Source organism: Pseudomonas acericola (SeqCode), assembly GCF_053456465.1.
Genome location: NZ_JBRFJB010000001.1, coordinates 287,592 through 311,421, shown reverse-complemented (window position 1 = coordinate 311,421; position 23,830 = coordinate 287,592). Strand labels below are relative to the sequence as shown.

At 60.2% G+C, this 23,830-nt stretch carries 22 protein-coding genes; 6 read left to right on the top strand and 16 right to left on the bottom strand.

The features are described 5' to 3' along the window. Positions 1-162: 162 nt before the first annotated feature. Positions 163-1,854 (bottom strand): long-chain-fatty-acid--CoA ligase FadD1, encoded by a 1,692-nt coding sequence (gene fadD1, locus ACU688_RS01410; protein ID WP_448183398.1) that lies wholly within the window; start codon positions 1,852-1,854, stop codon positions 163-165. A gap of 384 nt (positions 1,855-2,238) precedes the next feature. Then, a complete protein-coding gene (fadD2, locus tag ACU688_RS01405; RefSeq protein ID WP_017735667.1) occupies positions 2,239-3,927 on the bottom strand; it encodes a long-chain-fatty-acid--CoA ligase FadD2 in 1,689 nt (562 codons plus the stop codon). A gap of 210 nt (positions 3,928-4,137) precedes the next feature. Between fadD2 and ACU688_RS01400 the strand changes: the two genes are divergently transcribed. Then, a complete protein-coding gene (locus ACU688_RS01400; protein WP_448183397.1) occupies positions 4,138-5,082 on the top strand; it encodes an alpha/beta hydrolase in 945 nt (314 codons plus the stop codon). Between the two features lie 57 nt (positions 5,083-5,139). Then, a complete protein-coding gene (locus ACU688_RS01395) occupies positions 5,140-5,610 on the top strand; it encodes a MaoC family dehydratase (RefSeq protein ID WP_448183396.1) in 471 nt (156 codons plus the stop codon). Between the two features lie 133 nt (positions 5,611-5,743). Here ACU688_RS01395 and ACU688_RS01390 read toward each other — a convergent pair whose 3' ends face one another. Then, entirely contained in the window at positions 5,744-6,211 is a 468-nt protein-coding gene (locus ACU688_RS01390; RefSeq protein ID WP_448183395.1) for a ferritin-like domain-containing protein, read from the bottom strand. 206 nt (positions 6,212-6,417) lie between these two features. Here ACU688_RS01390 and ACU688_RS01385 point away from each other — a divergent pair, with 206 nt between their 5' ends. Further along, complete coding sequence (locus tag ACU688_RS01385) at positions 6,418-6,654, top strand: DUF3820 family protein (protein WP_076949988.1); 237 nt, start codon at positions 6,418-6,420, stop codon at positions 6,652-6,654. A 10-nt stretch (positions 6,655-6,664) separates the two neighbouring features. Further along, positions 6,665-7,840, top strand: a complete 1,176-nt coding sequence (locus ACU688_RS01380; RefSeq protein ID WP_448183394.1) for an aminotransferase class V-fold PLP-dependent enzyme — start codon at positions 6,665-6,667, stop codon at positions 7,838-7,840. A gap of 204 nt (positions 7,841-8,044) precedes the next feature. On the opposite strand, the gene ACU688_RS01375 is transcribed toward ACU688_RS01380, so the two are convergent. From ACU688_RS01375 to zwf, 3 genes are read right to left on the bottom strand one after another with little or no spacing between them, the layout of a single operon-like run. Then, positions 8,045-8,710 carry a bifunctional 4-hydroxy-2-oxoglutarate aldolase/2-dehydro-3-deoxy-phosphogluconate aldolase gene (locus tag ACU688_RS01375; RefSeq protein ID WP_017735662.1) on the bottom strand — a complete coding sequence of 222 codons (666 nt, stop codon included), beginning with the start codon at positions 8,708-8,710 and terminating at the stop codon, positions 8,045-8,047. Between the two features lie 17 nt (positions 8,711-8,727). Continuing rightward, the gene (pgl, locus tag ACU688_RS01370) at positions 8,728-9,441 is read right to left on the bottom strand and encodes a 6-phosphogluconolactonase (protein WP_448183393.1); all 714 of its coding nucleotides are present in this window, start codon (positions 9,439-9,441) and stop codon (positions 8,728-8,730) included. Beyond that, complete coding sequence (zwf, locus tag ACU688_RS01365) at positions 9,428-10,894, bottom strand: glucose-6-phosphate dehydrogenase (protein WP_124524877.1); 1,467 nt, start codon at positions 10,892-10,894, stop codon at positions 9,428-9,430. The genes pgl and zwf overlap by 14 nt, the downstream gene beginning before the upstream one ends. 219 nt (positions 10,895-11,113) lie before the next feature. On the opposite strand from zwf, the gene ACU688_RS01360 reads away from it, so the two are divergent. After that, positions 11,114-11,974 (top strand): MurR/RpiR family transcriptional regulator, encoded by an 861-nt coding sequence (locus ACU688_RS01360; RefSeq protein ID WP_177325322.1) that lies wholly within the window; start codon positions 11,114-11,116, stop codon positions 11,972-11,974. A 122-nt stretch (positions 11,975-12,096) separates the two neighbouring features. Here ACU688_RS01360 and ACU688_RS01355 read toward each other — a convergent pair whose 3' ends face one another. From ACU688_RS01355 to ACU688_RS01310, 10 genes are all read right to left on the bottom strand, one after another. Continuing rightward, positions 12,097-12,942: a D-hexose-6-phosphate mutarotase gene (locus ACU688_RS01355; protein ID WP_448183392.1), complete on the bottom strand. Its 846-nt coding sequence runs from the start codon at positions 12,940-12,942 to the stop codon at positions 12,097-12,099. A 103-nt stretch (positions 12,943-13,045) separates the two neighbouring features. After that, entirely contained in the window at positions 13,046-14,392 is a 1,347-nt protein-coding gene (locus tag ACU688_RS01350; protein WP_017737958.1) for a carbohydrate porin, read from the bottom strand. Between the two features lie 85 nt (positions 14,393-14,477). Continuing rightward, positions 14,478-15,638, bottom strand: coding sequence for an ABC transporter ATP-binding protein (locus ACU688_RS01345; protein ID WP_448183391.1), 1,161 nt, complete (start codon positions 15,636-15,638; stop codon positions 14,478-14,480). A gap of 2 nt (positions 15,639-15,640) precedes the next feature. Then, complete coding sequence (locus tag ACU688_RS01340; protein WP_124524882.1) at positions 15,641-16,486, bottom strand: carbohydrate ABC transporter permease; 846 nt, start codon at positions 16,484-16,486, stop codon at positions 15,641-15,643. After that, the gene (locus ACU688_RS01335; protein WP_026136944.1) at positions 16,479-17,387 is read right to left on the bottom strand and encodes a carbohydrate ABC transporter permease; all 909 of its coding nucleotides are present in this window, start codon (positions 17,385-17,387) and stop codon (positions 16,479-16,481) included. Before ACU688_RS01335 ends, ACU688_RS01340 begins: the two co-directional genes overlap by 8 nt. A gap of 81 nt (positions 17,388-17,468) precedes the next feature. Next, positions 17,469-18,755, bottom strand: coding sequence for an ABC transporter substrate-binding protein (locus ACU688_RS01330; RefSeq protein ID WP_017737962.1), 1,287 nt, complete (start codon positions 18,753-18,755; stop codon positions 17,469-17,471). A 104-nt stretch (positions 18,756-18,859) separates the two neighbouring features. Continuing rightward, positions 18,860-20,119 carry a D-mannose isomerase gene (locus ACU688_RS01325; RefSeq protein WP_448183390.1) on the bottom strand — a complete coding sequence of 420 codons (1,260 nt, stop codon included), beginning with the start codon at positions 20,117-20,119 and terminating at the stop codon, positions 18,860-18,862. 257 nt (positions 20,120-20,376) lie between these two features. Then, positions 20,377-21,222, bottom strand: coding sequence for an ATPase (locus ACU688_RS01320; protein ID WP_448183389.1), 846 nt, complete (start codon positions 21,220-21,222; stop codon positions 20,377-20,379). A 114-nt stretch (positions 21,223-21,336) separates the two neighbouring features. Continuing rightward, positions 21,337-22,335 (bottom strand): NAD-dependent epimerase/dehydratase family protein, encoded by a 999-nt coding sequence (locus ACU688_RS01315; protein ID WP_448183388.1) that lies wholly within the window; start codon positions 22,333-22,335, stop codon positions 21,337-21,339. Positions 22,336-22,432: 97 nt separating this feature from the next. Further along, the gene (locus ACU688_RS01310; RefSeq protein ID WP_448183387.1) at positions 22,433-23,329 is read right to left on the bottom strand and encodes a LysR family transcriptional regulator ArgP; all 897 of its coding nucleotides are present in this window, start codon (positions 23,327-23,329) and stop codon (positions 22,433-22,435) included. A 98-nt stretch (positions 23,330-23,427) separates the two neighbouring features. On the opposite strand from ACU688_RS01310, the gene ACU688_RS01305 reads away from it, so the two are divergent. Beyond that, on the top strand, positions 23,428-23,829 hold the full coding sequence (locus tag ACU688_RS01305) for an ACT domain-containing protein (RefSeq protein WP_448183386.1): 402 nt from the start codon (positions 23,428-23,430) through the stop codon (positions 23,827-23,829). Position 23,830 lies beyond the last annotated feature (1 nt).

Genomic DNA, 23,830 nt, shown 5'->3' with positions numbered 1-23,830 from the left:
GTGTGGGAGCTGGCTTGCCTGCGATAGCGGTGGGTCAGCCTCTGAAGGTGTGACTGATATACCGCCATCGCAGGCAAGCCAGCTCCCACATGGGATTGCATTTCAAGGCAAGCCAGTCGGCCGGCATTAAAAAACCCCGCATTCGCGGGGTTTTTTATTGGGTTACTTCTTGAGGCCCAGCTTCTTCAGCTCTTCATCACGCAACTCACGGCGCAAGATCTTGCCCACATTGGTGGTCGGCAAGGCGTCGCGGAACTCCACGAGCTTGGGCACCTTGTAGGCGGTGACGTTGGCGCGCATATGCTCCATCACCTGGTCCTTGGTCAAGGTGGCGCCCGGCTTGACCACGATGAAGATCTTGATGATCTCACCGGACTTCTCGTCTGGCACACCGATGGCCGCGCATTGCAGCACGCCCGGCAGGCCGGCGAGCACGTCTTCAAGCTCATTGGGGTACACGTTGAAGCCCGAGACCAGGATCATGTCCTTCTTGCGGTCGACAATGCGCATGTAGCCGTCCGGCTGGATGATCGCGATGTCGCCGGTCTTCAGCCAGCCTTCGCTGTCGAGCATCTCGTCGGTGGCGTCCTGGCGCTGCCAGTAGCCCTTCATCACCTGCGGGCCCTTCACGCACAGCTCGCCGGTTTCGCCCAGCGGCAACTCGGTGCCATCATCGGCGATGACCTTGCACACGGTGGACGGCACGGGAATGCCGATGGTGCCGACCTGGATATGCTGGATCGGGTTCACGGTCGCCACGGGGCTGGTTTCGGTCATGCCGTAGCCTTCGCAGATGCCACAGCCAGTCACGGCCTTCCAACGCTCGGCGGCTGCCAACTGCAGGGCCATGCCGCCCGACAGGGTGACTTTCAGCGCAGAGAAATCCAGCTTGCGGAACGCCTCGTTGTTGCACAACGCCACGAACAGCGTGTTCAGGCCGACAAAGCCGCTGAACTTCCACTTCGACAATTCCTTGACCATCGCCGGCAGGTCGCGCGGGTTGCTGATCAGGATGTTGTGGTTGCCGATCAGCATCATCGCCATGCAATGAAAGGTGAACGCATAGATGTGGTACAGCGGCAACGGTGTGATCAGGATCTCGCAGCCTTCATTGAGGTTGGAGCCCATCAGCGCCTTGCATTGCAGCATGTTGGCGACGAGGTTGCGGTGGGTGAGCATCGCGCCCTTGGCCACGCCGGTGGTGCCGCCGGTATATTGCAGCACCGCGACATCGCCGCTCGCCGGGCTGGCATCGCTGACCGGCTGGCCATGCCCCTTGGCCAGCACGTCGTTGAACTTGATCGCGTTGGGCAAGTGATAGGCCGGGACCATTTTCTTCACGTACTTGATCACGCTGTTGATCAGCAAACGCTTGAGCGGCGGCAACAGGTCGGCGACTTCGGTGACGATCACGTGCTTGACGGCGGTCTTGGGCACGACTTTTTCTGCCAGGTGCGCCATGTTGGCCAGGCAGACCAAGGCCTTGGCACCGGAGTCGTTGAATTGGTGTTCCATTTCCCGCGCGGTGTACAGCGGGTTGGTGTTGACCACGATCAGGCCAGCCCGGATGGCACCGAATACGGCGACCGGGTATTGCAGGACGTTGGGCAACTGCACGGCGATGCGATCGCCAGGCTTCAAGTCGGTATGTTGTTGCAGGTACGCGGCGAACGCGCCGGACAATTCGTACAACTCACCGTAAGTGATTGTCTTGCCCAGGTTGCTGAAAGCCGGTTTGTTGGCGAAGCGCTGGCAGGACTGTTTCAGTACCGCCTGAATATTTGGATACTCGTCTGGATTGATCTCTGGAGCAATCCCGGCGGGGTACTTATCCTTCCAAAAGTCTTCGTTCATGGAAGCCCACTCCTCAGCGACGCGAATTCATCATCGCATTTGATGCGATTATTATTGGTGTATGTTTTTTTAGGTGAATCTGGCGCTTTCAAGCAGGCCGAGACGTCACAAAGCGCGCCGAGAGTAGCAGCTTTGCCAAGGGCCGCCTAGAGCCAAACGCGGGCCCCACAGTCATATTCGCGACTGTCCTACAATATTTGGTCACACTATAAACAACCCCTAATTCCCCCCACAAAAGGCTCTGGAATAGGCATTTCAGGACAACACAAGGCAAATGTGGGAGCGGGCTTGCTCGCGAATGCGGTCTACCAGTCACCCAATATGTCGACTGATACACTGCTTTCGCGAGCAAGCCCGCTCCCACATTTTTTACCCTATTTCAAATCACGCGATGTCGCGAAGCTCACGCCGCAAGATTTTCCCTACAGGCGTCATCGGCAACGACTCACGCAACACAATATGTTTGGGCACCTTGTACCCCGTGAAGTTGGTCTTGCAGTAGGCCTTCAACTCCTCAAGGCTCACGCCCTGGGCGCGCGCGACCACGAACAGCTTCACGGCCTCCCCCGTGCGCTCGTCCGGCACGCCGATCACCGCGCAGTTGGCCACTGCCGGATGCGCCATCACCACGTCTTCGATCTCGTTGGGATAGACGTTGAAGCCCGAGACGATGATCAGGTCCTTCTTGCGGTCGACAATGCTCACAAAGCCATCGGTGTCGATCACCGCAATATCACCGGTCTTGAGCCAGCCTTCGGCATCGAGGGTCTCGGCGGTGGCGACCGGCTGCTGCCAGTAACCCTTCATCACCTGCGGGCCCTTGATGCACAGCTCGCCGCGCTCGCCCAAGGGCAGCTCGCGGCCTTCATCATCAATCACTTTCATCGCCGTGCCCGGCACCGGAATACCCACGGTGCCCAACCGCGATTGGCTGCCGTAAGGGTTGGTACTGGCAACCGGTGAGGTTTCCGTCAGCCCGTAGCCTTCGCCGATGGAACAGCCGGTCAGCGCCTTCCAGCGCTCAGCCGTGGCCTTGACCAATGCCGTGCCGCCGGAGTTGGTGATCTTCAAGTGGGAGAAATCCAGGGTCTTGAAATCCGGGTGATCCATCAACGCCACAAACAACGTGTTCAAGCCCAGCAGGCAGGAGAACCGCCACTTCTTAAGCTCCTTGATAAAGCCGCCGATGTCTCGCGGGTTGGTGATCAGCACGTTGTGGTTGCCGGTCACCATCATGCACATGCAGTTCGCCGTGAATGCATAGATGTGGTACAGCGGCAGCGGCGCGATCATCACCTCCTGCCCTTCGCGCACCAAGGGCTGGCCGTCGTCGGTGACCTGGGACATGCACGCCCGCGCCTGCTGCATATTCGCCACCAGGTTGCCGTGGGTGAGCATCGCGCCCTTGGCCAAACCGGTGGTGCCGCCGGTGTATTGCAGCACGGCGATATCATCCAGGGTCACCGGATGGCGGGTCACGCCCAGGCCTGCGCCCATGCGCAAGGCGCGCTTGAACGAAACGGCCCGCGGCAGGCTGTAGGCCGGGACCATCTTCTTCACCTTGTCCACCACGGTGTTGATCAGCCAGCCTTTGGCGGCGGGCATGAAGTCACCCATCTTGGCTTCGATCAGGTAGTCGATCTCGGTGTCGCCGCACACCTCCTGCACCCGCGAACCGAACAGGTTGAGGTAGACCAGCGCACGCACGCCGGCGTCCTTGAACTGGTGGCGCATCTCGCGCGGGGTATACAGCGGGTTGGTGTTGACCACGATCAGCCCGGCGCGCAAGGCGCCGAACACGGCAATCGGGTAATGCAGCACGTTGGGCATCTGCACCGCGATGCGCTCGCCGGGCTTGAGGTCGGTGTGCTGTTGCAGGTAACCGGCGAACGCCGCGCTCTGGCGCTCCAGCTCGGCATACGTGAGGGTGATGCCCATGTTGCTGAACGCCGGACGGTCGGCAAAGGCCTTGCAGGAACGTTCGAAGACTTCGATCACCGACTTGTAGGCCGTGAGGTCGATGTCATTGGGGACGCCTGCGGCGCGTTTGTCATTCCAGAAATCAGGTTGCATTATTCTTGTCCTCTTACCTGAGTGTGTCCGGCCGCTTTTGCACTGCTATATAAAGCGGAGCTTGGGGGACGTTAGCAGTTATGGCCAAACTGGCAAACATGCCAAACCCTGTCATTGATTGTATGAATCTTGCCCCTGATGCGTAGGCAGATACCCCGCCCCTCCACGGATGAGCTATACACTGCATCGACCCCGAGCAAAGGAAGCGCCATGAACCACAGCACCTTCTGGCTGACCGCGAATGACCGCAGCCGCCTGTACGTCAATCAATGGCTGCCGGAAGGCCAGGCCAAGGCCATAGTCATGTTGTCCCACGGCATGGCCGAGCACAGTGGGCGTTATGCGCGCCTGGCGGCTGCCTTGTGTGCGGCGGGCTACGGCCTGTATGCGCTGGACCAGCGTGGCCATGGCCGCACCGCCGACGAAGGCACCCTGGGCCTGTACGCCGAAAAAGATGGCTGGAACAAAGTGGTAGGCGATCTCGCCAGCCTCAACCAGCACATCGGCCAGCAGCAGCCGGGCCTGCCGATCATCCTGCTGGGGCACAGCATGGGCAGCTATATTGCCCAGGCCTATCTGTTGCACCACAGTGCCAGCCTGGACGGGGCGATTCTCAGTGGTTCGAATTTCCAGCCGGTGGCGCTGTACCGTGCCGCGCGGCTGATCGCGCGGATCGAGCGGGCGCGCCAGGGCTTGCGCGGGCGCAGTGCGCTGATCGAGTTCCTGTCGTTCGGCTCATTCAACAAAGCGTTCAAGCCCAACCGCACCGCCTTCGACTGGCTCAGCCGCGACCCGGATGAGGTGGACAAGTACATCAACGACCCACTCTGCGGTTTCCGCTGCACCAACCAGCTGTGGATCGACCTGCTCGGCGGCTTGCAGCAGATCAGCAAAGCGTCCAATCTCGCGCAGATCGATCCAGGCCTGCCGATCCTGGTGACCGGCGGCGAATGTGATCCGGTGAGTGAGGGCAAGCGTCTCACAGGCCTGGCCAACGCCCTGCGCGAGGCCGGCTGCCAGCAGGTACAACTGACGATTTACCCGCAGGCGCGCCATGAAGTGTTCAACGAAACCAACCGCGAGGAATTCACCGCGGATGTGCTGACGTGGCTCGACCAGGCCCTGACCCTGCACAGGCCGGCCCGCTGCGAATAATTTTTGCTTTAAAATCAGCCGATTAAATTACCGATTAGCCACAGGATGCACCTTTAGATGACCCAGGTAACCAACACCCCGTACGAAGCCCTCGAAGTCGGCCAGACCGCCAGCTACAGCAAATTGGTGGAAGAGCGCGATATCCAGCTGTTCGCCGCGATGTCCGGTGACCACAACCCGGTGCACCTGGACGCCGAGTTCGCCAAGGCGACCATGTTCAAGGAGCGTATCGCCCACGGCATGTTCAGCGGCGCCCTGATCAGCGCGGCCGTGGCCTGCGAACTGCCTGGGCCGGGCACTATCTATATCGGCCAGCAGATGAGCTTCCAGAAGCCGGTGAAAATTGGCGACACCCTGACCGTGCGCCTGGAAATCGTCGAAAAACTGCCGAAGTTCCGTGTGCGCATTGCCACTCGCGTGTTCAACCAGCGGGATGAGTTGGTGGTGGATGGTGAAGCAGAGATCCTGGCGCCACGTAAGCAGCAGGTTGTGACGCTGACGGAATTGCCGCCGATCAGCATTGGCTGAATCCAACAAATTAAAAATGTGGTAGCGGGCTTGCCCGCGATGGCGGTCTTTCAGTCACAGATTCACTGACTGATCGATCGCTATCGCGGGCAAGCCCGCTCCCACAGTTGTTACAGGTGTTACTGGATAAGGCTTACGACTGGGCGCGAGCCTGGTTACGCAGTGCCTTCACCTGGTCGTGGTTGCGTTGTACGCCGTGGTACTGACGCTCAACCAGGTCACGAATGCCCAGCAGGTTGTGCTTGTTGATCTTCTCGATCGCTTCCTTGTAAGCCTTCAACGCGTGGTCTTCACCGCGCTCGGCTTCGTTCAGGACAGCCTCTTCATCTTTACCGGTGAGCATCGACTTCACGTCGACCCAGCCACGGTGCAGTGCGCCGGCAACGCTGCCGGAATCTTCCGGGTCACCACCTAGGGCACGCACGGCGGTCTTCAGCTCGGCAGCAGCGCTGGCACAGTCAGCGGAACGCTTGGCGAAGAGGGCTTTAAGCTCTGGGTGCTTGATGTCTTCAGCGCACTCCTTGAAACCCTTCTGGCCGTCGATGCTGGTTTCGATCAGGTCGTTGAGTACAGAGATCGATTCTTTATTAATGTCAGTCATTTTCTAATTCCTTGTGCGGGTTAAGAAGGTTGTCTTAATGATTGCAGCGCCCGTGCCAGGTTTTAAAAAACAATAATATTGTTGTATTTCAATAACTTGAAATTAATTGAACCATCTGTATGTACGTTATTTGCATGATCTGTCAATTGGCCTTCATGCAGAATGCCTGTATTTTCCAGGGTCTCGATAAACGCCGTTGAAACCCCATGAACCCCGAAAAACTCGAACTGCTGATCACCCGCCAAATGCCCTTCGGCAAGTACAAAGGCCGGATCATCGCCGACCTGCCTGGGCCTTACCTGAACTGGTTTGCCCGTGAAGGTTTCCCCCACGGCGAATTGGGTGGATTGCTGGCCTTGATGCAGGAAATCGACAGCAACGGTCTTTCCGAACTGCTCGAACCGCTGCGTGCCAAACACGGCAAACCCGCCCCTCGCCATTAAGAGCCCTGCCATGCCAAGGAATGCCGATAACGAACACCACTGGCACACCGTCGCCCAGCGCTATGAGTTGGAGCCCGGCCCGATCAACCTGGAAAACGGCTACTTCGGACGCATGAGCCGCGTCGTGCGCGCGCAGTACCTGGAGCATGTGGCGTTTATCAACCGCAGCAACTCGTGGCATGTCCGCCAGCGCTTCGAGCAGGGCGAAAACGTCGAGATCCGCCGCCAATTGGCCGAGCTGATCAATGTCGACCCAGAGGCGGTGGCGTTCACCCGCAACGCCACCGAAGCCTTGCAGTCGCTGATCCGCAACTACAACCGCTTGCAACCGGACGATCAGGTGTTGATCAGTGACCTCGAGTACGACACGGTCAAAGGCGCCATGCGCTGGTTGGCGGGCGTTCGCGGCGTGGAGGTGATCGAACTGTCCCACGCGCACCCAGCCAGTTTCGACGGCCTGGTGCAGACTTATCGTGATGCGTTCGCCCAGCACCCGCGTTTAAAGCTGATGGCCCTGACCCACGTCACCCATCGCACCGGCCTGGTGATGCCCGTTGCAGCAATTGCCAAGGCCGCGCGTGAACACGGCGTGGACGTAATCCTCGATGGCGCCCATGCCCTGGGCCAGATCGACTTCAACCTCGCCGAACTGGGCATTCAATTCGCCGGCTTCAACCTGCACAAATGGATCGGCGCGCCGCTGACCCTGGGCTTTCTGTACATCGCCCCCGAGCGTCTGGCCGATATCGACCCGGACATGGGCGAGTTTCACTACCCGATCAACGACGTGCGCGCACGCACGTCCTACAGCACGCCGAACTTTCCGGCGCTGATGACGTTGCCGCTGGTGTTTGAAGAACATCGCGCCTTGGGCGGCTCGGCGGCCAAAGGGGCGCGGGTCAATTACCTGCGGGACCTGTGGGTGAGCCGGGTGCGGCCGTTGGCGGGCATCGAGGTGCTGACGTCGGATGATCCACGGCTGTATTGCGGGATCACGGCGTTCAAGTTTGTAGGGCGGGATCAGCAGGCGATGACAGAGCGATTGCTCAAGGGTTACAACCTGTTCACCACTACTCGGGTGGGCGCGGCGTTTGGTACTTGCATTCGGGTGACGCCGGGGTTGGTGACGTCAGCGGCGGACATCAATGCATTGGTCCACGCCATCACCGAACTGAACGCAGAATAAATTGTGGGAGCTGGCTTGCCTGCGATAGCGGTGGGCCAGTGAATGCATACGTGACTGATACACCGTCATCGCAGGCAAGCCAGCTCCCACATTTAGAACGGCGTTGGTCTGAAGGTGTTTTTCAGGCAAAAAAAAGCGGTACACCGACCAAGTGCACCGCCAAAAATGCCGTTAAGCACAGCAACAACGATTCGAAAAATCAGATCAGTCCAGCAGCGCCAGCGCCTCGGCGGTGACTTCCTGGATACGTGCCCAGTCGCCGTTCTTGATCCACTCGGGATCCAGCATCCAGCTACCGCCCACGCACATCACGTTTTTCAACGCCATGTAGCTCTTGATGTTGGCTGGACCAACGCCGCCAGTCGGGCAGAATTTCACTTCGCCGAACGGGCCGCCGAGGGCCTTGATCGCCGCGACGCCGCCGCTGACTTCCGCCGGGAACAACTTGAATCGGCGATAACCCAGGCCATAACCTTCCATGATCCCGGAAGCATTGCTGATGCCCGGCAGCAGCGGGATCGGGCTGTGTACCGAGGCTTCCAGCAGATCGCGGGTGATGCCTGGAGTGACGATAAATTGCGAACCGGCCACTTCCGCCGCTTCGAGCATATGGCGATCCAGCACGGTGCCGGCACCGGTGCACAGTTCAGGGCGCTGCTCGCGCAGGACCTGAATGGCCTTGAGGCCGAACTCGGAACGCAGGGTCACTTCCAATGCAGTCAAACCACCGGCTGCCAGGGCATCGGCCAGCGGCAGGATGTCCTGTTCGCGGGCGATGGTGATCACCGGCAGGATCCGCGCCTTGGCGCAGAGGCTGTCGATCAAGGCAACTTTATCCGCCATGGACACGGTCGGTTGAGGGCTTTTCATAGCGGCTGATCCTTGGCTCATGGGCACCAGTAAATCTCTAATGTAGGTTGCAAAAACGCGCGAATCGGCATGGCAGCAACATCGTCACTGGCCAGCGCGGCGCTCAAGGTGGTCAATTTCGAACTGCCGGAAATCGACAGTACGGTGTAGTGCGCCGTGGCCAGCAGTGCGCGACTCATGGTCAGGCGCTGGTGCGGTACGGTCGGCGCCAGCATCGGCCAGCAACGGCGGGTACCGTCCGGCTTCAAGGCTTCGCTCAGGTTCGGGCTGTTGGGGAACAGCGACGCGGTGTGACCGTCATCGCCCATGCCCAGCACCAGCACATCAATGGCTGGCAGTTCGCCCAGCAGGCGATCGGCCTGCAAGGCGGCGTCTTCAAGGTTGGCCGCAGCGCTGTACAAGCTCAAGAACTTGGCCTTGGCCGCCGGGCCTTGCAGCAAGTATTGCTTGAGCAAACCGGCGTTGCTGTCGGCGTGTTCCACCGGCACCCAGCGTTCGTCGGCCAGGGTGATGGTCACCTTGGACCAGTCCAGGCCTTGCTTGGCCAGGTGCTGGAAAAACGCCACTGGGCTACGGCCACCGGACACCACCAACGTCGCGTCGCCCCGGGCACTGATGGCCGCGCGCAATTGCTCGGCCACATCATTGGCCAGGCCTTCCGCCAACAGCACCGGCGTGCGGTACTCATGGGGCGTGACGCCCTGGGGCAGTTTCAACTCAGATATCGCCATACCACGACCTCCCATCCCGCGTGATCAGTGCAATGGAGCTCATCGGCCCCCAGGAACCCGCCGCGTACGGCTTGGGCGCATCGCCGGATTTCTTCCAACCGGCGATCAACTGGTCACACCACTTCCACGCGGCTTCGATTTCATCTTTGCGGACAAACAGGTTCTGATTGCCGCGCATCACTTCCAGCAACAATCGCTCGTAGGCATCGGGAATCCGTGCGCTGCGATAGGTGTCGGAAAAATTCAGTTGCAGCGGGCCGCTGCGCAGTTGCATGCCCTTGTCCAGGCCTTGCTCCTTGGTCATCACACGCAAGGAAATACCTTCGTCCGGTTGCAGGCGGATGATCAGTTTGTTGCTGATCTGCAAGCGCTGCTCGGGGGCGAAGATGTAGTGGGACGGTTCCTTGAAGTGGATGACAATCTGCGACAACTTTTGCGGCATACGCTTGCCGGTCCGCAGGTAGAACGGCACGCCGGCCCAACGCCAGTTGCGGATATCGGCCCGCAGGGCGACGAAGGTTTCGGTGTCGCTCTGCGTGTTGGAATTCTCTTCTTCCAGGTAACCCGGCACCGGCTTGCCCGCGCTGTAGCCGGCGATGTACTGGCCGCGCACCACTTGAGTGGTCAGGCCTTCCGGGCTGATGGGCGCCAGGGCCTTGAGCACCTTGACCTTTTCGTCACGGATACTGTCGGCAGACAAGTCGGCCGGCGGGTCCATGGCAATCAGGCAAAGCAGTTGCAGCAGGTGGTTCTGGATCATGTCCCGCAGCTGGCCGGCCTTGTCGAAATAGCCCCAGCGGCCTTCGATACCGACCTGCTCGGCCACGGTAATTTCCACGTGGGAGATGTAGTTCTGGTTCCACTGGGTTTCGAACAGGCTGTTGGCGAAACGCAGGGCGATCAGGTTCTGGACGGTTTCTTTGCCCAGGTAGTGGTCGATGCGGTACGTGCGGTTCTCCGGGAAGAACTGCGCCACGGCGTCGTTGACCTTGCGCGAGGATTCCAGGTCCGAGCCGATGGGCTTTTCCAGCACCACACGGGTGTTTTCCGCCAGGCCAGCCTTGGCCAGGTTTTCGCAGATCGCGCCGTACACCGCCGCCGGGGTAGCGAAGTAGGCGATCAGGCGTTGCTCGCTGCCGACTTTTTCCGCCAGGGCGGCGTAGTCGTCAGCGTTTTTGAAGTCCACGTGAACGTAGGTCAGGCGTGCCAGGAAACGCTGGGCGATGGTCTCGTCCAGTTCCTTGCCGACGTAGCTGCGCAGTTCTTTTTCGATATGGGCCAGGTGCTGTTGCTCGGTCCCGGCTTCACGGGCCAGAGCCAGGATGCGGGTGTCGTCGTGCAAGAGCCCGGCGCCATCGAGTTGATAGAGGGCAGGAAATAACTTGCGCAGCGCCAGATCACCCAAGGCGCCAAACAGGGCAAAGGTGCAGGGTTCTACGGTTATCGAAGGCATGATGTTTGTTCTTTTATCAAGTTAAGCTACAAATACCTTTTTTCAAGGCATCACTCAAGGAAAAATGTAGTAATAACCACAACATTTTACCGAAATACGCATTCCGAGTGGTGGTGTTCAGCTACCCTCAGTAGGATAGGCCACCGCAAAAGACCACTGGTCGATTGGTTGCCACCCTTTATTTGCATCGTCGCCCGAAGGAAAGACTGAATGGACCGCGTGCGAAATCTTCTGGAACAGATCCGGAACCGCCTCGAAGAATTGAACAAGGCCGAGAAAAAAGTCGCCGAGGTCATCCTGCTCAACCCACAGCAGGCGACCCGCTTCTCTATCGCCGCCCTCGCCCAAGCCGCCTCGGTCAGTGAACCGACGGTCAACCGTTTCTGCCGTTCGTTCGGCGTCAGCGGCTACCCTGAACTGAAACTGCAATTGGCGCAAAGCCTGGCCAGTGGTGCGGCGTATGTCAGCCGCGCCGTGGAGGCCGATGATAACCCTGAGGCCTACACCCAGAAGATCTTTGGCAGCGCCATTGCTTCCCTGGACAGCGCTTGCCAGGCGCTGGACCCGAACCTGATCAGCAAGGCCGTGGACCTGTTGATCCAGGCGCGGCAGATCCACTTCTTCGGCCTTGGCGCTTCGGCGCCGGTGGCCATGGATGCGCTGCACAAGTTCTTCCGCTTCAACCTGTCGGTCACCGCCCACGCGGACGTGCTGATGCAGCGCATGATCGCTTCAGTGGCGCATACGGGCGAGCTGTTCGTGATTATTTCCTACACCGGGCGTACCCGCGAGTTGGTGGAAGTGGCGCGTATCGCCCGCAGCAACGGTGCCTCGGTGCTGGGCGTCACCGCCGAAAACTCACCGCTGGCCAAGGCCAGCACGGTGAGCCTGAATATTCCGTTGCCGGAAGACACCGACATCTACATGCCGATGACCTCGCGGATCATTCAGTTGACGGTACTGGATGTGCTGGCGACCGGCATGACCTTACGCCGTGGGGTGGATTTCCAGCCGCATCTGCGCAAGATCAAAGAGAGCTTGAATGACAGCCGGTATCCGGTGGGGGATGAGTTCAACTAAGGCTGGAATCTCTACCAGCAGTACTGGCCTCATCGCGGGCAAGCCCGCTCCCACATTTTGATTTGTGAACACATTCAAATGTGGGAGCGGGCTTGCCCGCGATAGGGCCATCAGCAGCACCGCTAAACCCCAGCCCGCGCCTGCAAACTCAAATGCGCCCTCTCCCCCGGCGCCAAACTGCCCGCGGCCATCGCCGACTCCACACACACAAACCCCGACGCCTCGTTGAAGCTCACGCCCAACAGCGGCCGGCTGCCCGGATGCCACACCACGGTGTCGGCGCTGTCGCCGGTGTCGATGCACAGCTCACGCTGCCAGGCATGGTCCTTGAGCTGCAATTCCCCATCATGCTGGAACACCCGCTGGCACCCACCGTCCACCCGCAACTCACCTTCCTGCTGGCACGCCTGGCGGCTGAGCTGGTCATAGCCTTGCGCGCCGTCGAGCCCAGACAGCGCTATCTCATCGACATGACCAATACGCCAATAAGCATGCAAAGCATGGCTCAATTGGCACGGCAGCTCGTCCTGATGCTCGGTGCTCAGGCGCAGTTCCAGGGTTTCGCCCAAGTGCGCGTGCAGGTCCACCTGCCAGTCGCACAGCTGCAATTGCCAGTGCAGGCGCACGCCGTCGTCGTCGGTACTGCTGTCGAGCAGTTTCCAGTCGATCAAGCGCGCCCAGCCATGGGACGGCCACGCGTTCTCGCTGGGATGACGGCCATACCACGGCCAGCACACCGGCACGCCGCCCCGGATGGCGCCGACTTGCGGCCACTTCGCCGCGCACCACAGCCAGGGTTTTTGCCCCGTGGGTTGAAAGTGCAACAGTTGCGCGCCCTGGCGACTGAACACCGCCTGGCACCGCGGGTGGTCGATCACCAATACGTCGCGCATCTGGAAGCGCTCCCAGGCGAACACTGGCTGTTCACGCAGGGATTTGAAAAAGCGTTGCAGCGGTTGCTCATGCATTTGCCACAGTCCTGAATGTCTTCACAGTGCTGCGCAAAAAAAAGCGGATAGCCATGGCTATCCGCAAAATGCGCACAGAGAGAAGGAGCTTATCGCAACAGCGTTAGAACGTAGACTGAATTTTCAGGCCAGCCACCAACGCGTTGTCGACTTTATCCACGCCGCCAGGTTGCACGACGTATTGCAGGTTGGGACGCACGGTCAGCCAGTTGGTGACGTGGAAACCGTAGTTGATTTCGAAGTTGTACTCGGTCTCGCGGATCGGCGTGTACAGCGGGTTGTCGTAGTCGCTCACGCCGTTGGAGGCGTTGAGCAGCTCGGCGTTTTTCTTCACGTCATTGTTGACGTGCAGACGCGCCGCACCAATGCCGACGTCATCTTTTGGACGCGCGTCGAATGGGCCTTTGTACACCAGCATCAGCGACTGGTAGTTGTCGACGGTGTTGGTTTCCTTGTCGTGGAACGTGGCGTTGGCCGCGATGTTCAGACCACGGGAAGCGTCGCCGTTATGGGTGGTGAGTTGCTGCTGGGCAACGAACCAGTAGCCTTTTTTGCTGCTGTGGGTGCGGTAGTCCGCGCGCGTGGTAGCAGCATCGTTGCCATTGACGTCTTCACGTACGTCAGAGGCCTCGGCGGCGCTTTTGTAGTAACCCACACGGTATTCGCCCGGCAGGTTATTGACCTTCGGCGACCAGACCAATTCCACCGGGATCACGGTGCCCTTGGTGCCGCTGCCGCTGAGTTTGAAGCCGTTGCCGTGCTCCAGTTGCGACGGGTTCTGGTTGTACGCACCGATTTGCGCGTACAGCTCAGGCGTGATGTGGTACTTCACGCGGATCGCGGCCTGGCTGACCGGCCAGTTGTACCAGGTGCTCACGTAGTTACCGACCTGGGAACCGCAGAACGACAGGTTCTGGAAGTCGCACGGGAAGGTGTTGAAGTCTTCGCCTTCACCGAAGTAACCGAGCTTCACGTCCAGCTTGTTGTCGAACATCTGGTGCTGGATCCAGAACTGGGTCAGACGCACCATGTGGCCACGACCATAGACTTCCATCGACGAACTCAGCGTGCCGGCACGCGGGTCGCCGATGCGGTCGTTGGAGATGTTCTGGCCATTACGGTTGGTCAGCTGGATCTTGGCCTGGGTGTTGTCCCAGCCCCACAGTTTTTGCAGGTCCAGCGCCACGCCCAAACCGAACTGGTCGGAGTAGCGACCGGTCTTGTCGGTGTTGTAGCCGCCGTGGGCGTTGTAGCCCATTTCGCCTACGTAATCAGCCTTGATATCGATACCTTGCTCGATCAGCTTGGTCCGTTCGCCGCCCCAATCACCGGTCATCCACTTGGAATCGGCGCTGAATGCTTCGTCTGCCATCGCATTGGCGGACAAAACCAGGGCTGCTGCCGCTGACAGTTGGCAGATCAGCCGGGTAGTGTTGTGTTGCTTTTTCATCCCTACATCCTCGTCTTTATTGTTATTAAACTGTTTTTATCTAACGCGGTTTACTTTTTTTATCTAAAACAACAACTTATCTACTTCAGCGACCTTTGAATTGGGCCACATTGTCGGCATGCCCCTGTGCGGGCGATGAAGAAGCAGTGCCCAGACGCTCACCGGTGTTGGCGTCGAACAGCAAAACCTTGGATGGATCGAATTGCAGGGTCAGGGTCTCGCCCACCTGCGGTGCCACATCGGGCGCCAGGCGGCAGCAGACCTTGGTGTCATTGAGTTGCACGAACACCAGGGTGTCCGGGCCGGTGGGCTCGGTGACTTGCACTTCGGCACGAATGCTCGACGCACTGTCGCCCTCGCCCGCCGCCAACATGATTTGCTCCGGGCGCAGGCCGAGGATCACGTCGCGGTCTTCAAGGCCGGCGTCCGTCACGTTCAGCGCCAGTTCGCAACGGGCCTGGCCGCTGTCGAGCACGGCCACCAGGCGACCGTCCTTGCGCTGCAGGCGCAGGGGCACGAAGTTCATCGGCGGCGAGCCGATAAAGCTCGCCACGAACTGGTTGGCCGGGTTGTTGTAGATGTCTTTCGGCGTGCCGAACTGCTGGATAATACCGTCCTTCATCACCGCCACTTTGTCGCCCAGGGTCATCGCTTCGATCTGGTCGTGGGTCACGTAGACGGTGGTGGTCTTCAAGCGCTGGTGCATCAGTTTCATTTCGGTGCGCATCTCGACGCGCAGCTTGGCGTCGAGGTTGGACAGCGGTTCGTCGAACAGGTAGATCTTTGGCCGACGCGCCAGGGCGCGGCCCATGGCCACACGTTGTTGCTGGCCACCGGAAAGCTGGCCCGGCTTGCGGTTGAGCAGGTGTTCGATCTGCAACAGCTTGGCCACGCGCGCCACTTCGGCGTCGATGTCAGCCTGGGGCATTTTGCGGATCTTCAGGCCGAACTCGATGTTTTCGCGCACGCTCATGGTCGGGTACAGCGCGTAGGACTGGAACACCATGGCGATGTCGCGATCCTTGGGGCTCATGCCGCTCACGTCCTGGTCGCCGATCATGATCGCGCCGCCGGTGATGGTTTCCAGGCCAGCGATGCAGTTCATCAGCGTGGATTTACCGCAACCCGAAGGGCCGACCAGGATCAGGAATTCGCCCTCCTTGATCGACAGTTCGATGTTCTTCAACGTGTCGGGCAGGCCGGGGCCGTAGGTCTTGTTTACATTGCGAAGTTCAAGCGTAGCCATGATTACCCCTTGACCGCGCCGGCCGTGAGGCCGCGCACGAAATACTTGCCTGCGATCACATAGACCAGCAGGGTCGGCAGGCCGGCGATCATCGCCGCTGCCATATCCACGTTATATTCCTTGGCCCCGGTGCTGGTGTTGACCAGGTTGTTCAGCGCCACCGTGATGGGCTGCGAATCGCCACTGGAGAACACCACGCCGAACAGGAAGTCGTTCCAGATCTGGGTAAATTGCCAGATCAGGCAGACCATGATGATCGGGGTGGACATCGGCAGGATGATCCGACGGAAGATGGTGAAAAATCCTGCGCCATCCAGGCGTGCAGCCTTCACCAGCGCATCGGGAATGCTTACGTAGTAGTTACGGAAGAACAGCGTGGTGAACGCCAGGCCGTAGACCACATGGATAAACACCAGGCCGGTGGTGGTGCTGGCCAGGCCCATCTTGCCGAGGGTGAACGACGCCGGCAGCAGTACGGTCTGGAACGGCAGGAAGCAGCCGAACAACAACAAGCCGAAGAACAACTGCGAACCTTTGAAGCGCCAGAACGACAGCACATAACCGTTCAACGCACCGATGGCGGTGGAGATCAGTACGGCCGGAACGGTGATCTTGATCGAGTTCCAGAAGTAACCGTCTACGGTGGCCCAGGCCTTGACCCAGCCGATGCCGGTGACCACGGTCGGCCAGCTCAGCAGGTTGCCGTTGCTGATGTCATCCGGGGTCTTGAAGCTGGTGAGCAGCATCACCACCAGCGGCACCAGGTACAGCAGCACGGCGAGGATCAGCACCGCGTAGATCGCGACGCGACTCAGGCTGATGGCAGGTTTGGAGGCGAGACTAGTCATTACGTTTGGTCCTCAGCTCGGAGTAGAGGTAAGGCACGATGATCGCGAGGATCGCACCGAGCATCAGGATGGCACTGGCCGAACCCATGCCCATCTGGCCACGGCTGAAGGTGAACGAGTACATGAACATCGCCGGCAGGTCGGACGAGTAGCCCGGGCCGCCTGCGGTCATCGCCGCCACCAGGTCGAAGCTCTTGATCGCAATATGCGCGAGGATCATCACCGCACTGAAGAACACCGGGCGCAGGCTAGGCAGCACCACGCTCCAGTAGATGCGCGGCAGGCTTGCGCCGTCGATCTGCGCAGCACGGATGATCGACTGATCAACGCCACGCAGGCCAGCGAGGAACATCGCCATGATGAAACCCGAGGCTTGCCACACAGCAGCGATCACCAGGCAGTAGACCACGCGATCCGGGTCGATCAGCCAGTCGAGACGGAAGCCTTCCCAGCCCCAGTCCCGTAGGAGTTTGTCCAGGCCCATGCCCGGGTTGAGCAGCCATTTCCAGGCCGTACCGGTGACGATCATCGACAGCGCCATCGGGTACAGGTAAATGGTGCGGATAAAACCTTCGCGGCGGATACGCTGGTCGAGAAACACTGCCAGCAGCACACCGATGACCAGGGTGATGCCAATGAACATGCCGCCGAACAGCGCCAGGTTCTTGCTCGCCACCCACCAGCGGTCGTTGTCGAACAGCCGCTCGTATTGCGCCAGGCCCGCCCACTTGTAGCTGGGCAGGAAGGTGGACGTGGTGAACGACAACACAAACGTCCACAGGATGTAGCCGTAGAAGCCCACCAACACGATGAACATGCTCGGCGCCAGCACCAGTTTCGGTAGCCAGCGCTGCAGTGCGTCGAACGGCGAGGCTTTGCTGAACACAGCAACAGAACTCATGGGGAAATCCAATACAGGGAAAAAGGACTACAGGAACAAGCCTTGAGGGGGGCCAGGGAGTTCCCCCCTCAAGGTCAACCGTTACTTCGCAGACTTGATCGCAGCGCCCAGTTTCTTGGCGGTGTCGGCCGGGTCGGCTTTCGGGTCGTTGAGGAAGTTGGTCACGACGTCAAAGAACGCACCTTGCACCGCCAGGTTGGTGGCCATGTTGTGCGCCATGCTTGGCTGCAGGCCGCCGGTCTTGGCGTCGGCCAGGAAGTCCTTGGCGGCGGTCTGGGCGCAGGAGTCGAAGCCGAGCTTGTCCATTTCGTGGAGCATGTCGTTGCGCACCGGGATCGAACCCTTGTTGATGCTGAACACTTTCTGGAAGTTTTCACCCAGCACGACTTTGGCGATGTCCTGCTGGCCAGCAGCGGTGCCTTTGTCTTTCTGCTTGAACACCGCCAGGGAGTCGATGTTGTAGGTGAAGGCTTTGTCGGTGCCCGGGAAGGCTACGCACTCGTAGTCTTTACCGGCGACTTTCTTGGCGGCGGTCCACTCGGACTTGGCCCAGTCACCCATGATCTGCATGCCGGCCTTGCCGTTGATGACCTTGCCTGCTTCGAGGTTCCAGTCCTGGCCTTTGCCGTCAACGTCCATATAGGTCGCGACTTTCTTCAGTTCGGTGAGGGACTTGACCATTTCCGGGCCGGTCAGCGCGGCGTTGTCCAGGTCCACCAGGGCTTTCTTGTAGCCATCGGCACCCATCACCGACAGGACCACGGCTTCAAATACGGTACTGTCCTGCCAAGGCTGGCCACCGTGGGCGAGCGCGATGAAGCCCGCGGCTTTCAGCTTGTCGCCGGCTGCGTAGAATTCTTCGAGGGTGGTTGGGTTCTTGGTGATACCGGCTTTCTTGAAGACTTCCGGGTTGATCCACAGCCAGTTCACGCGGTGGATGTTGACCGGTACGGCGACGTAGTCACCGTCGAACTTCACGGTATCGGAGACTTTCTTGTCGAGCAGGGAGTCCCACTTTTCTTCTTTGGCGACGTCTTTGAGCACGTCGGTGTCGAGCAGGCCGGTGGACGCCCATTCCTGGATGTCGGGGCCTTTGATCTGGGCAACGCCAGGTGGGTTGCCAGCGACTGCGCGGCTTTTCAGCACGGTCATGGCCGTGGCACCACCGCCACCGGCGACGGCGCCGTCTTTCCAGGTGAAACCGTCTTTCTCAACTTGGGCCTTCAGGACATCTACAGCCGCCTTTTCACCGCCCGAGGTCCACCAATGCACAACTTCAACCGTACCTTTGGAGTCGGCGGCAAATGCAGTGAGGGGAAACAACGAGGCAATGGAAATAGCGACGGCGAGGCGATTAATCGCGTTCATCTGAGTACCTTTTTTTGTTGTTATGCATGCAAGTCTAGAGCTTGCGCTGCACGGAGTTTAAACATGGATTTTTGCGGCGCAGGTAACAAAGGGACGTACAAATGTCACCAGCTGGTGACATAGCACCCACTCCCTATGGCACTGGCCATGCTGGGTGCCAAGGGTAGCGCAGGCAGCACGACCGCTTGCCAGGCATGGTACAGGTCCGGCTTGCCGCCCCAGATGTTGCTGCTGGGTTGGTTATACGGGCTGAGTTCGTGGTGCCAGCTGCCGTGGATGCGGTCGATGAAATGGGTTTCGCAGAACTCCCAGAGGCGCCGATACCAGGTTTCGTAGTGCAACTCACCGGTACGTTTGAGCAAGGCCTGGGCGGCGGCGCTGGCTTCGGCGTGGGTCCAGTGCAGCCGCTCGCGTACCACCGGGCGGTGGTTCCAGTCGAGGGTGTAGACAATGCCCGGGGCACCATCGACGGCCCAGGCGTATTCGCAGGCGCTGGCGAACAGGCCCTTGGCGTCGGTCAACAGCCAGTCCGGCGTGGCCAGCCCGGCTTGCTCGCGCGCCGCTTCCAGGTGCAGCACCAGCCGCGCCCACTCAAAACCGTGGCCGGGGGTGATCCCGTAGGGGCGGAAGCCGTCGGCGGGGTTGTCTTGGTTGTAGTCGAGCAGGGGGTGCCATTGCGCGTCGAAATGCTCGATCACCATGAATTGGTTGGCGGCTGCGTGGTTATGGATCACCCGCTCGACGATCCGCAGCGCGCGGTCCAGCCAGCGTGTTTCACCGGTCACATCGGCCAGGGCGAGGAACGCCTCAGTGGCGTGCATGTTGCTGTTGGCGCCGCGATAGGCCTCGACCCCGCTCCAGTCCTGGGCGAAGGATTCGAGCATCACGCCTTCCTCTTCACTCCAGAAGAATTGGTCGATGATGTGGATGGCATCGTTCAACAGGTTCTGCGCACCGGGGGCGCCCGCCACCACGGCGGAACTGGCGGCCAGGGCGACAAAGGCGTGCAGGTAGGCAGCCTTGCCGGGGTTGCCATCGAGGGCGTGAGGCGTGGCAAACCAGCCACCGTGAGCCGAATCCTTCAGCGGACCGCTGAGCGCGGCGACACCGTGGGCTACCAGGTCTGCGTAACCCGGCAGCCCCAGGGCGTGGGCCATGGCGAAGCTGTGGGTCATGCGGGCGGTGTTCATGGTTTCGCCGTGAGCATCGGCGGGGAGTTGGCCTTTGTCGTCCAGGTTGCCGAACCCGTCAGGCAGGCGCGAAGCCTTGGCAAATGCCAGCAGGCGCTGGCCTTCGGCCGCCAGCCAGGCGTGATGGGCAGGCGCGTTCAGCCAACTGCTGGCAGGCAGAGGTTGGGTGGTCATGGGTGGCCCTTATTATTGTTTGTGGGATGACCGGAGTCTAAACAAGGGCGGGATGGGGGCAAGTAACGAAGGGGATGGGAAATGTCACCAGGCGGTGACACTTCTTCAACTCTCGGCCTCGATACAACTGTGGGAGCTGGCTTGCCTGCGATGGCGGTCTATCAGTATCCAATGTGCTGACTGACCCACCGCCATCGCAGGCAAGCCAGCTCCCACACAAGCCAGCTCCTACAGGTTGAGCACCTCTTGGCTGGTAATCACTGGCTCAGCGGAATGACCTTCGCCGGCTCACTGAGCCGTTGGTGCAGGTTCTGCACCTGGCTCTGCAAGGTGGTGATGTTGCGAGTGGTCTGGATGCGGAACACATCGAACTCTTTGTTGGTCGGCGCATCGCTGTTGGCCGGCTGGTTGTCCTGGGCACTTTTGAGCACCAACAGGTCCTGCTCCAGGCGGGCAATGGCCGCACTTGGGTTGCCTTGTTTCTTCAGCGCGGCCACATCGGCCACCAGTTCCTTGAACTCGGCATCGCGCTTGGCCGCATCACCTTGCGCCGCTTTCAGGGTGGCCACGGCGTCGGTCAGGGCCTGGACCTGGCCTTGCAGCTTGCTGTTGGCACTCGACAGCTCGGTGGTGCTAGCGCTCATTTGTGCCAGGCGCTTGTCCAGCTCGGTGGCCTGGCCGGCCACGCCAACCTGTTGCTTGCCCTGTTCCAGCAACTGGGTTTCCAACTGGCGAATCTGCAACTTCAACGCTTCGCTGCCGTTGTTCACACTGGCTTCACTGGCAACGACCTTGCCGGAAATATCCTGCAGGCGCCCCGCCGCTTCTTCGCTGATGCGCGCAAAGCTTTCCTGGGTCGCGACCAGTTGCTGGCCCATCAGGGAAATCTGCTGGAAGCTCCACCAGGCCAGGCCGGCAAAGGCGATCAGCAACGCGCCGATCAAGGCCCACAATGGCCCGGTGCTGGCGCTCTTGACCTTGACCACCGGCGTGCTGCGCGAGCGCACCGACGTGGCGGGGGTAGGTTCGAAATCGTCGTCATCTCCCAGGTCGGCCCGCAGGCTGGGAACGTTATCGAAATCGTCTTTGGCATCGTTACGCATGAATCAACCCTGAATCGGTGAGGTGGCGAGCGCCGGGAGTATAAACCGCTGTCCTGTTGCTCTGATCGACCCGGAACCACGAATTCGGTTCCCGATGTGTTGCCTGTTGTGACCTTACTTCAGCCCCGGATCCTGGGCCTTCCACCAGCTGCAGAACTCGTCGAGGGCGGTCCACAGGCTGACCTTGGGCTCGTAGTCCAGATAATGCCGGGCGCGGCTGATATCGAGGGTGAAATCTTTGTTCATCACCTGCATGCCCAAACGCGACAGCGCCGGCTCCGGGCGCCCCGGCCACATCGCGCAGAACGCTTCGTTGAGTGCCGCCACGCTGTAGGACAGGCCATAGGACCGGTAACGCTTCACCTGTGGCAACTCCATTTGGCGCATCACGTAGTTCACCACATCCCACACCGGCACCGGGGTGCCGTTACTGATGTTGTAGGCCTTGCCCAACGCCGAGCCGGTGGCGAGCAAACTGCTGAGCAACGCTTCGTTGAGGTTGTGCACACTGGTGAAATCGACTTTGTTCAAACCGTCGCCAACGATGGCCAGGCGGTTCTTGCGCTGCATTTTCAGCAGGCGCGGGAAGATGCTCATGTCACCGGCGCCGGTGACAAAGCGCGGGCGCAGGGCCAGCACTTCAAGGCCGAATTCCTGGGCACCAAAGACTTTTTGCTCGGCCAGGTATTTGGTCGCGGCATAAGGATGCTTGAAGCGCTTGGGCACTTGCTCTTCGGTCAGGCCCAGGTGATCGCGGCCGTCAAAATAGATCGACGGCGACGACAAGTGGACCAAGCGCCCGACACGCTGTTTAAGGCAGGCCTCGACGACATTCTCGGTCACCAGCACATTGCCTTGATGGAAGTCCTGATACTTGCCCCACAGCCCGACGGCGCCGGCGCAATGCACCACGGCTTCAACGTCGCGGCACAAGTCACGCACCAGGTCGGCATCATTCAAATCACCCTGGATAAACTCGGCGCCGCGCCTGACCAGGTGTTCCACACCTTCGGCACGCCGCCCGTTGACCCGTACGTCCAGGCCTTGCTCAAGGGCGAAACGCGCAAAGCGCCCACCAATGAAGCCGCTTGCGCCGGTGACCAGAACTTTCATGGAGCCTCCTACGGATGCAGCTGTAGCTTCAAGCTATAAGCTGCAAGATAAATACGGTCTGCAAGCGCTTCTCTTGCAGCTTGCAGCTTGACGCTTGTCACTGCTCATACGACACCAACCATTGGCCACACGCCTGGGCCAGATGGTCGGTCAACAAGCCCAACAATTGCCCGCCACTGCGCCAATGATGCCAGTACAGCGGCACATCGATGGGCTTATCTGGCAACAACTCCACCAACACGCCCTTTTCCAGCTGGTCGCGCACCTGCAATTCCGGCACCAAACCCCAGCCGAGCCCGGCTTCGGTGAGGCGGATGAAGCCTTCGGACGATGGGCACAAATGATGTTCGAAACCGCCGTCCACGCCGAGAGACGCCAGGTAGCGATGTTGCAGGAAATCATCCGGGCCAAACACCAACGCCGGCGTGCGCGCCAATTGGTCGGCGCGTACACCCTCGGGAAAGTGCCGGGCGATAAAGGCCGGGCTGGCCAGCGCACGATAACGCATGGCGCCGAGCAACAAGCTGCGGGCCCCGGCCACGGGACGTTCGCTGGCGCAGATACACGCCGCCACTTCACCGGCGCGCATACGCTTGAGGCCGACGGTCTGGTCTTCCACCACCAGGTCCAGCAACAGGTGTTGCTCGGCACAAAATACGCTGACGGCCTCGGCCCACCAGGTGGCAAGGCTGTCGGCATTCAGGGCGATGCGCAGGCGCTCGGGCATGCCTTCGGCGTCCAGCGCCGGCACCTGGCTTTGCAGGTCGCGCTCCAGCAGGCGCACCTGTTGCACATGGTTGAGCAGGCGCCGGCCGATGTCGGTGGGCGTCGGCGGCGTGGCGCGCACCAGCACCGGCTGGCCAATGCGTGCCTCCAGCAACTTGATGCGCTGGGAGATCGCCGATTGCGAAACCCCGAGCACCTGGGCGCCGCGCTCGAAGCCGGCCTGTTCCACCACCGCCGCCAGGGCGGAAAGCAATTTATAGTCGAACATCAGTTTCTCTAATGGGCGATCAGCAATATTTGTTTTTCTTATACAGCCTGGCCCGTGAGAATGACCAGCATTGCTTCTCTCTATTTAAGGAACCTCACATGGCTGGCGAAACCGCCCTGGCAACCCTGCTACGCAGCATGAGCCCGCACCTGAATGACGGCGATTATGTGTTCTGCACCCTGCCCGACCAGCACATCCCGGCAGGTTGCGAGGTGATCGGCAGCTTTCGCGAGCAGGAAGGTTTGACGCTCATCGTCGAGCGCCAGCACGCGGAACAGGCAGGCCTGGCCTTCGACTACGTCGCCGCATGGATCACCCTGAATGTGCATTCGGCCCTGGAAGCCGTGGGCCTCACCGCCGCTTTCGCCAGCGCGCTGGGCCAGGCCGGCATCAGTTGCAATGTGATTGCCGGTTATTACCACGATCACCTGTTCGTTGGCCGCGCCGATGCTGAGCGCGCGATGCAAGTACTGCGGCAACTGGCGACAGGCGCGGAGTAAA

Bases quoted from the DNA above. Each gene is read 5' to 3' on its own strand.
- fadD1 (WP_448183398.1), bottom strand. From the start codon at position 1,854: ATGAACGAAGACTTTTGGAAGGATAAGTACCCCGCCGGGATTGCTCCA.
- fadD2 (WP_017735667.1), bottom strand. From the start codon at position 3,927: ATGCAACCTGATTTCTGGAATGACAAACGCGCCGCAGGCGTCCCCAAT.
- ACU688_RS01400 (WP_448183397.1), top strand. From the start codon at position 4,138: ATGAACCACAGCACCTTCTGGCTGACCGCGAATGACCGCAGCCGCCTG.
- ACU688_RS01395 (WP_448183396.1), top strand. From the start codon at position 5,140: ATGACCCAGGTAACCAACACCCCGTACGAAGCCCTCGAAGTCGGCCAG.
- ACU688_RS01390 (WP_448183395.1), bottom strand. From the start codon at position 6,211: ATGACTGACATTAATAAAGAATCGATCTCTGTACTCAACGACCTGATC.
- ACU688_RS01385 (WP_076949988.1), top strand. From the start codon at position 6,418: ATGAACCCCGAAAAACTCGAACTGCTGATCACCCGCCAAATGCCCTTC.
- ACU688_RS01380 (WP_448183394.1), top strand. From the start codon at position 6,665: ATGCCAAGGAATGCCGATAACGAACACCACTGGCACACCGTCGCCCAG.
- ACU688_RS01375 (WP_017735662.1), bottom strand. From the start codon at position 8,710: ATGAAAAGCCCTCAACCGACCGTGTCCATGGCGGATAAAGTTGCCTTG.
- pgl (WP_448183393.1), bottom strand. From the start codon at position 9,441: ATGGCGATATCTGAGTTGAAACTGCCCCAGGGCGTCACGCCCCATGAG.
- zwf (WP_124524877.1), bottom strand. From the start codon at position 10,894: ATGCCTTCGATAACCGTAGAACCCTGCACCTTTGCCCTGTTTGGCGCC.
- ACU688_RS01355 (WP_448183392.1), bottom strand. From the start codon at position 12,942: ATGCATGAGCAACCGCTGCAACGCTTTTTCAAATCCCTGCGTGAACAG.
- ACU688_RS01350 (WP_017737958.1), bottom strand. From the start codon at position 14,392: ATGAAAAAGCAACACAACACTACCCGGCTGATCTGCCAACTGTCAGCG.
- ACU688_RS01345 (WP_448183391.1), bottom strand. From the start codon at position 15,638: ATGGCTACGCTTGAACTTCGCAATGTAAACAAGACCTACGGCCCCGGC.
- ACU688_RS01340 (WP_124524882.1), bottom strand. From the start codon at position 16,486: ATGACTAGTCTCGCCTCCAAACCTGCCATCAGCCTGAGTCGCGTCGCG.
- ACU688_RS01335 (WP_026136944.1), bottom strand. From the start codon at position 17,387: ATGAGTTCTGTTGCTGTGTTCAGCAAAGCCTCGCCGTTCGACGCACTG.
- ACU688_RS01330 (WP_017737962.1), bottom strand. From the start codon at position 18,755: ATGAACGCGATTAATCGCCTCGCCGTCGCTATTTCCATTGCCTCGTTG.
- ACU688_RS01325 (WP_448183390.1), bottom strand. From the start codon at position 20,119: ATGACCACCCAACCTCTGCCTGCCAGCAGTTGGCTGAACGCGCCTGCC.
- ACU688_RS01320 (WP_448183389.1), bottom strand. From the start codon at position 21,222: ATGCGTAACGATGCCAAAGACGATTTCGATAACGTTCCCAGCCTGCGG.
- ACU688_RS01315 (WP_448183388.1), bottom strand. From the start codon at position 22,335: ATGAAAGTTCTGGTCACCGGCGCAAGCGGCTTCATTGGTGGGCGCTTT.
- ACU688_RS01310 (WP_448183387.1), bottom strand. From the start codon at position 23,329: ATGTTCGACTATAAATTGCTTTCCGCCCTGGCGGCGGTGGTGGAACAG.
- ACU688_RS01305 (WP_448183386.1), top strand. From the start codon at position 23,428: ATGGCTGGCGAAACCGCCCTGGCAACCCTGCTACGCAGCATGAGCCCG.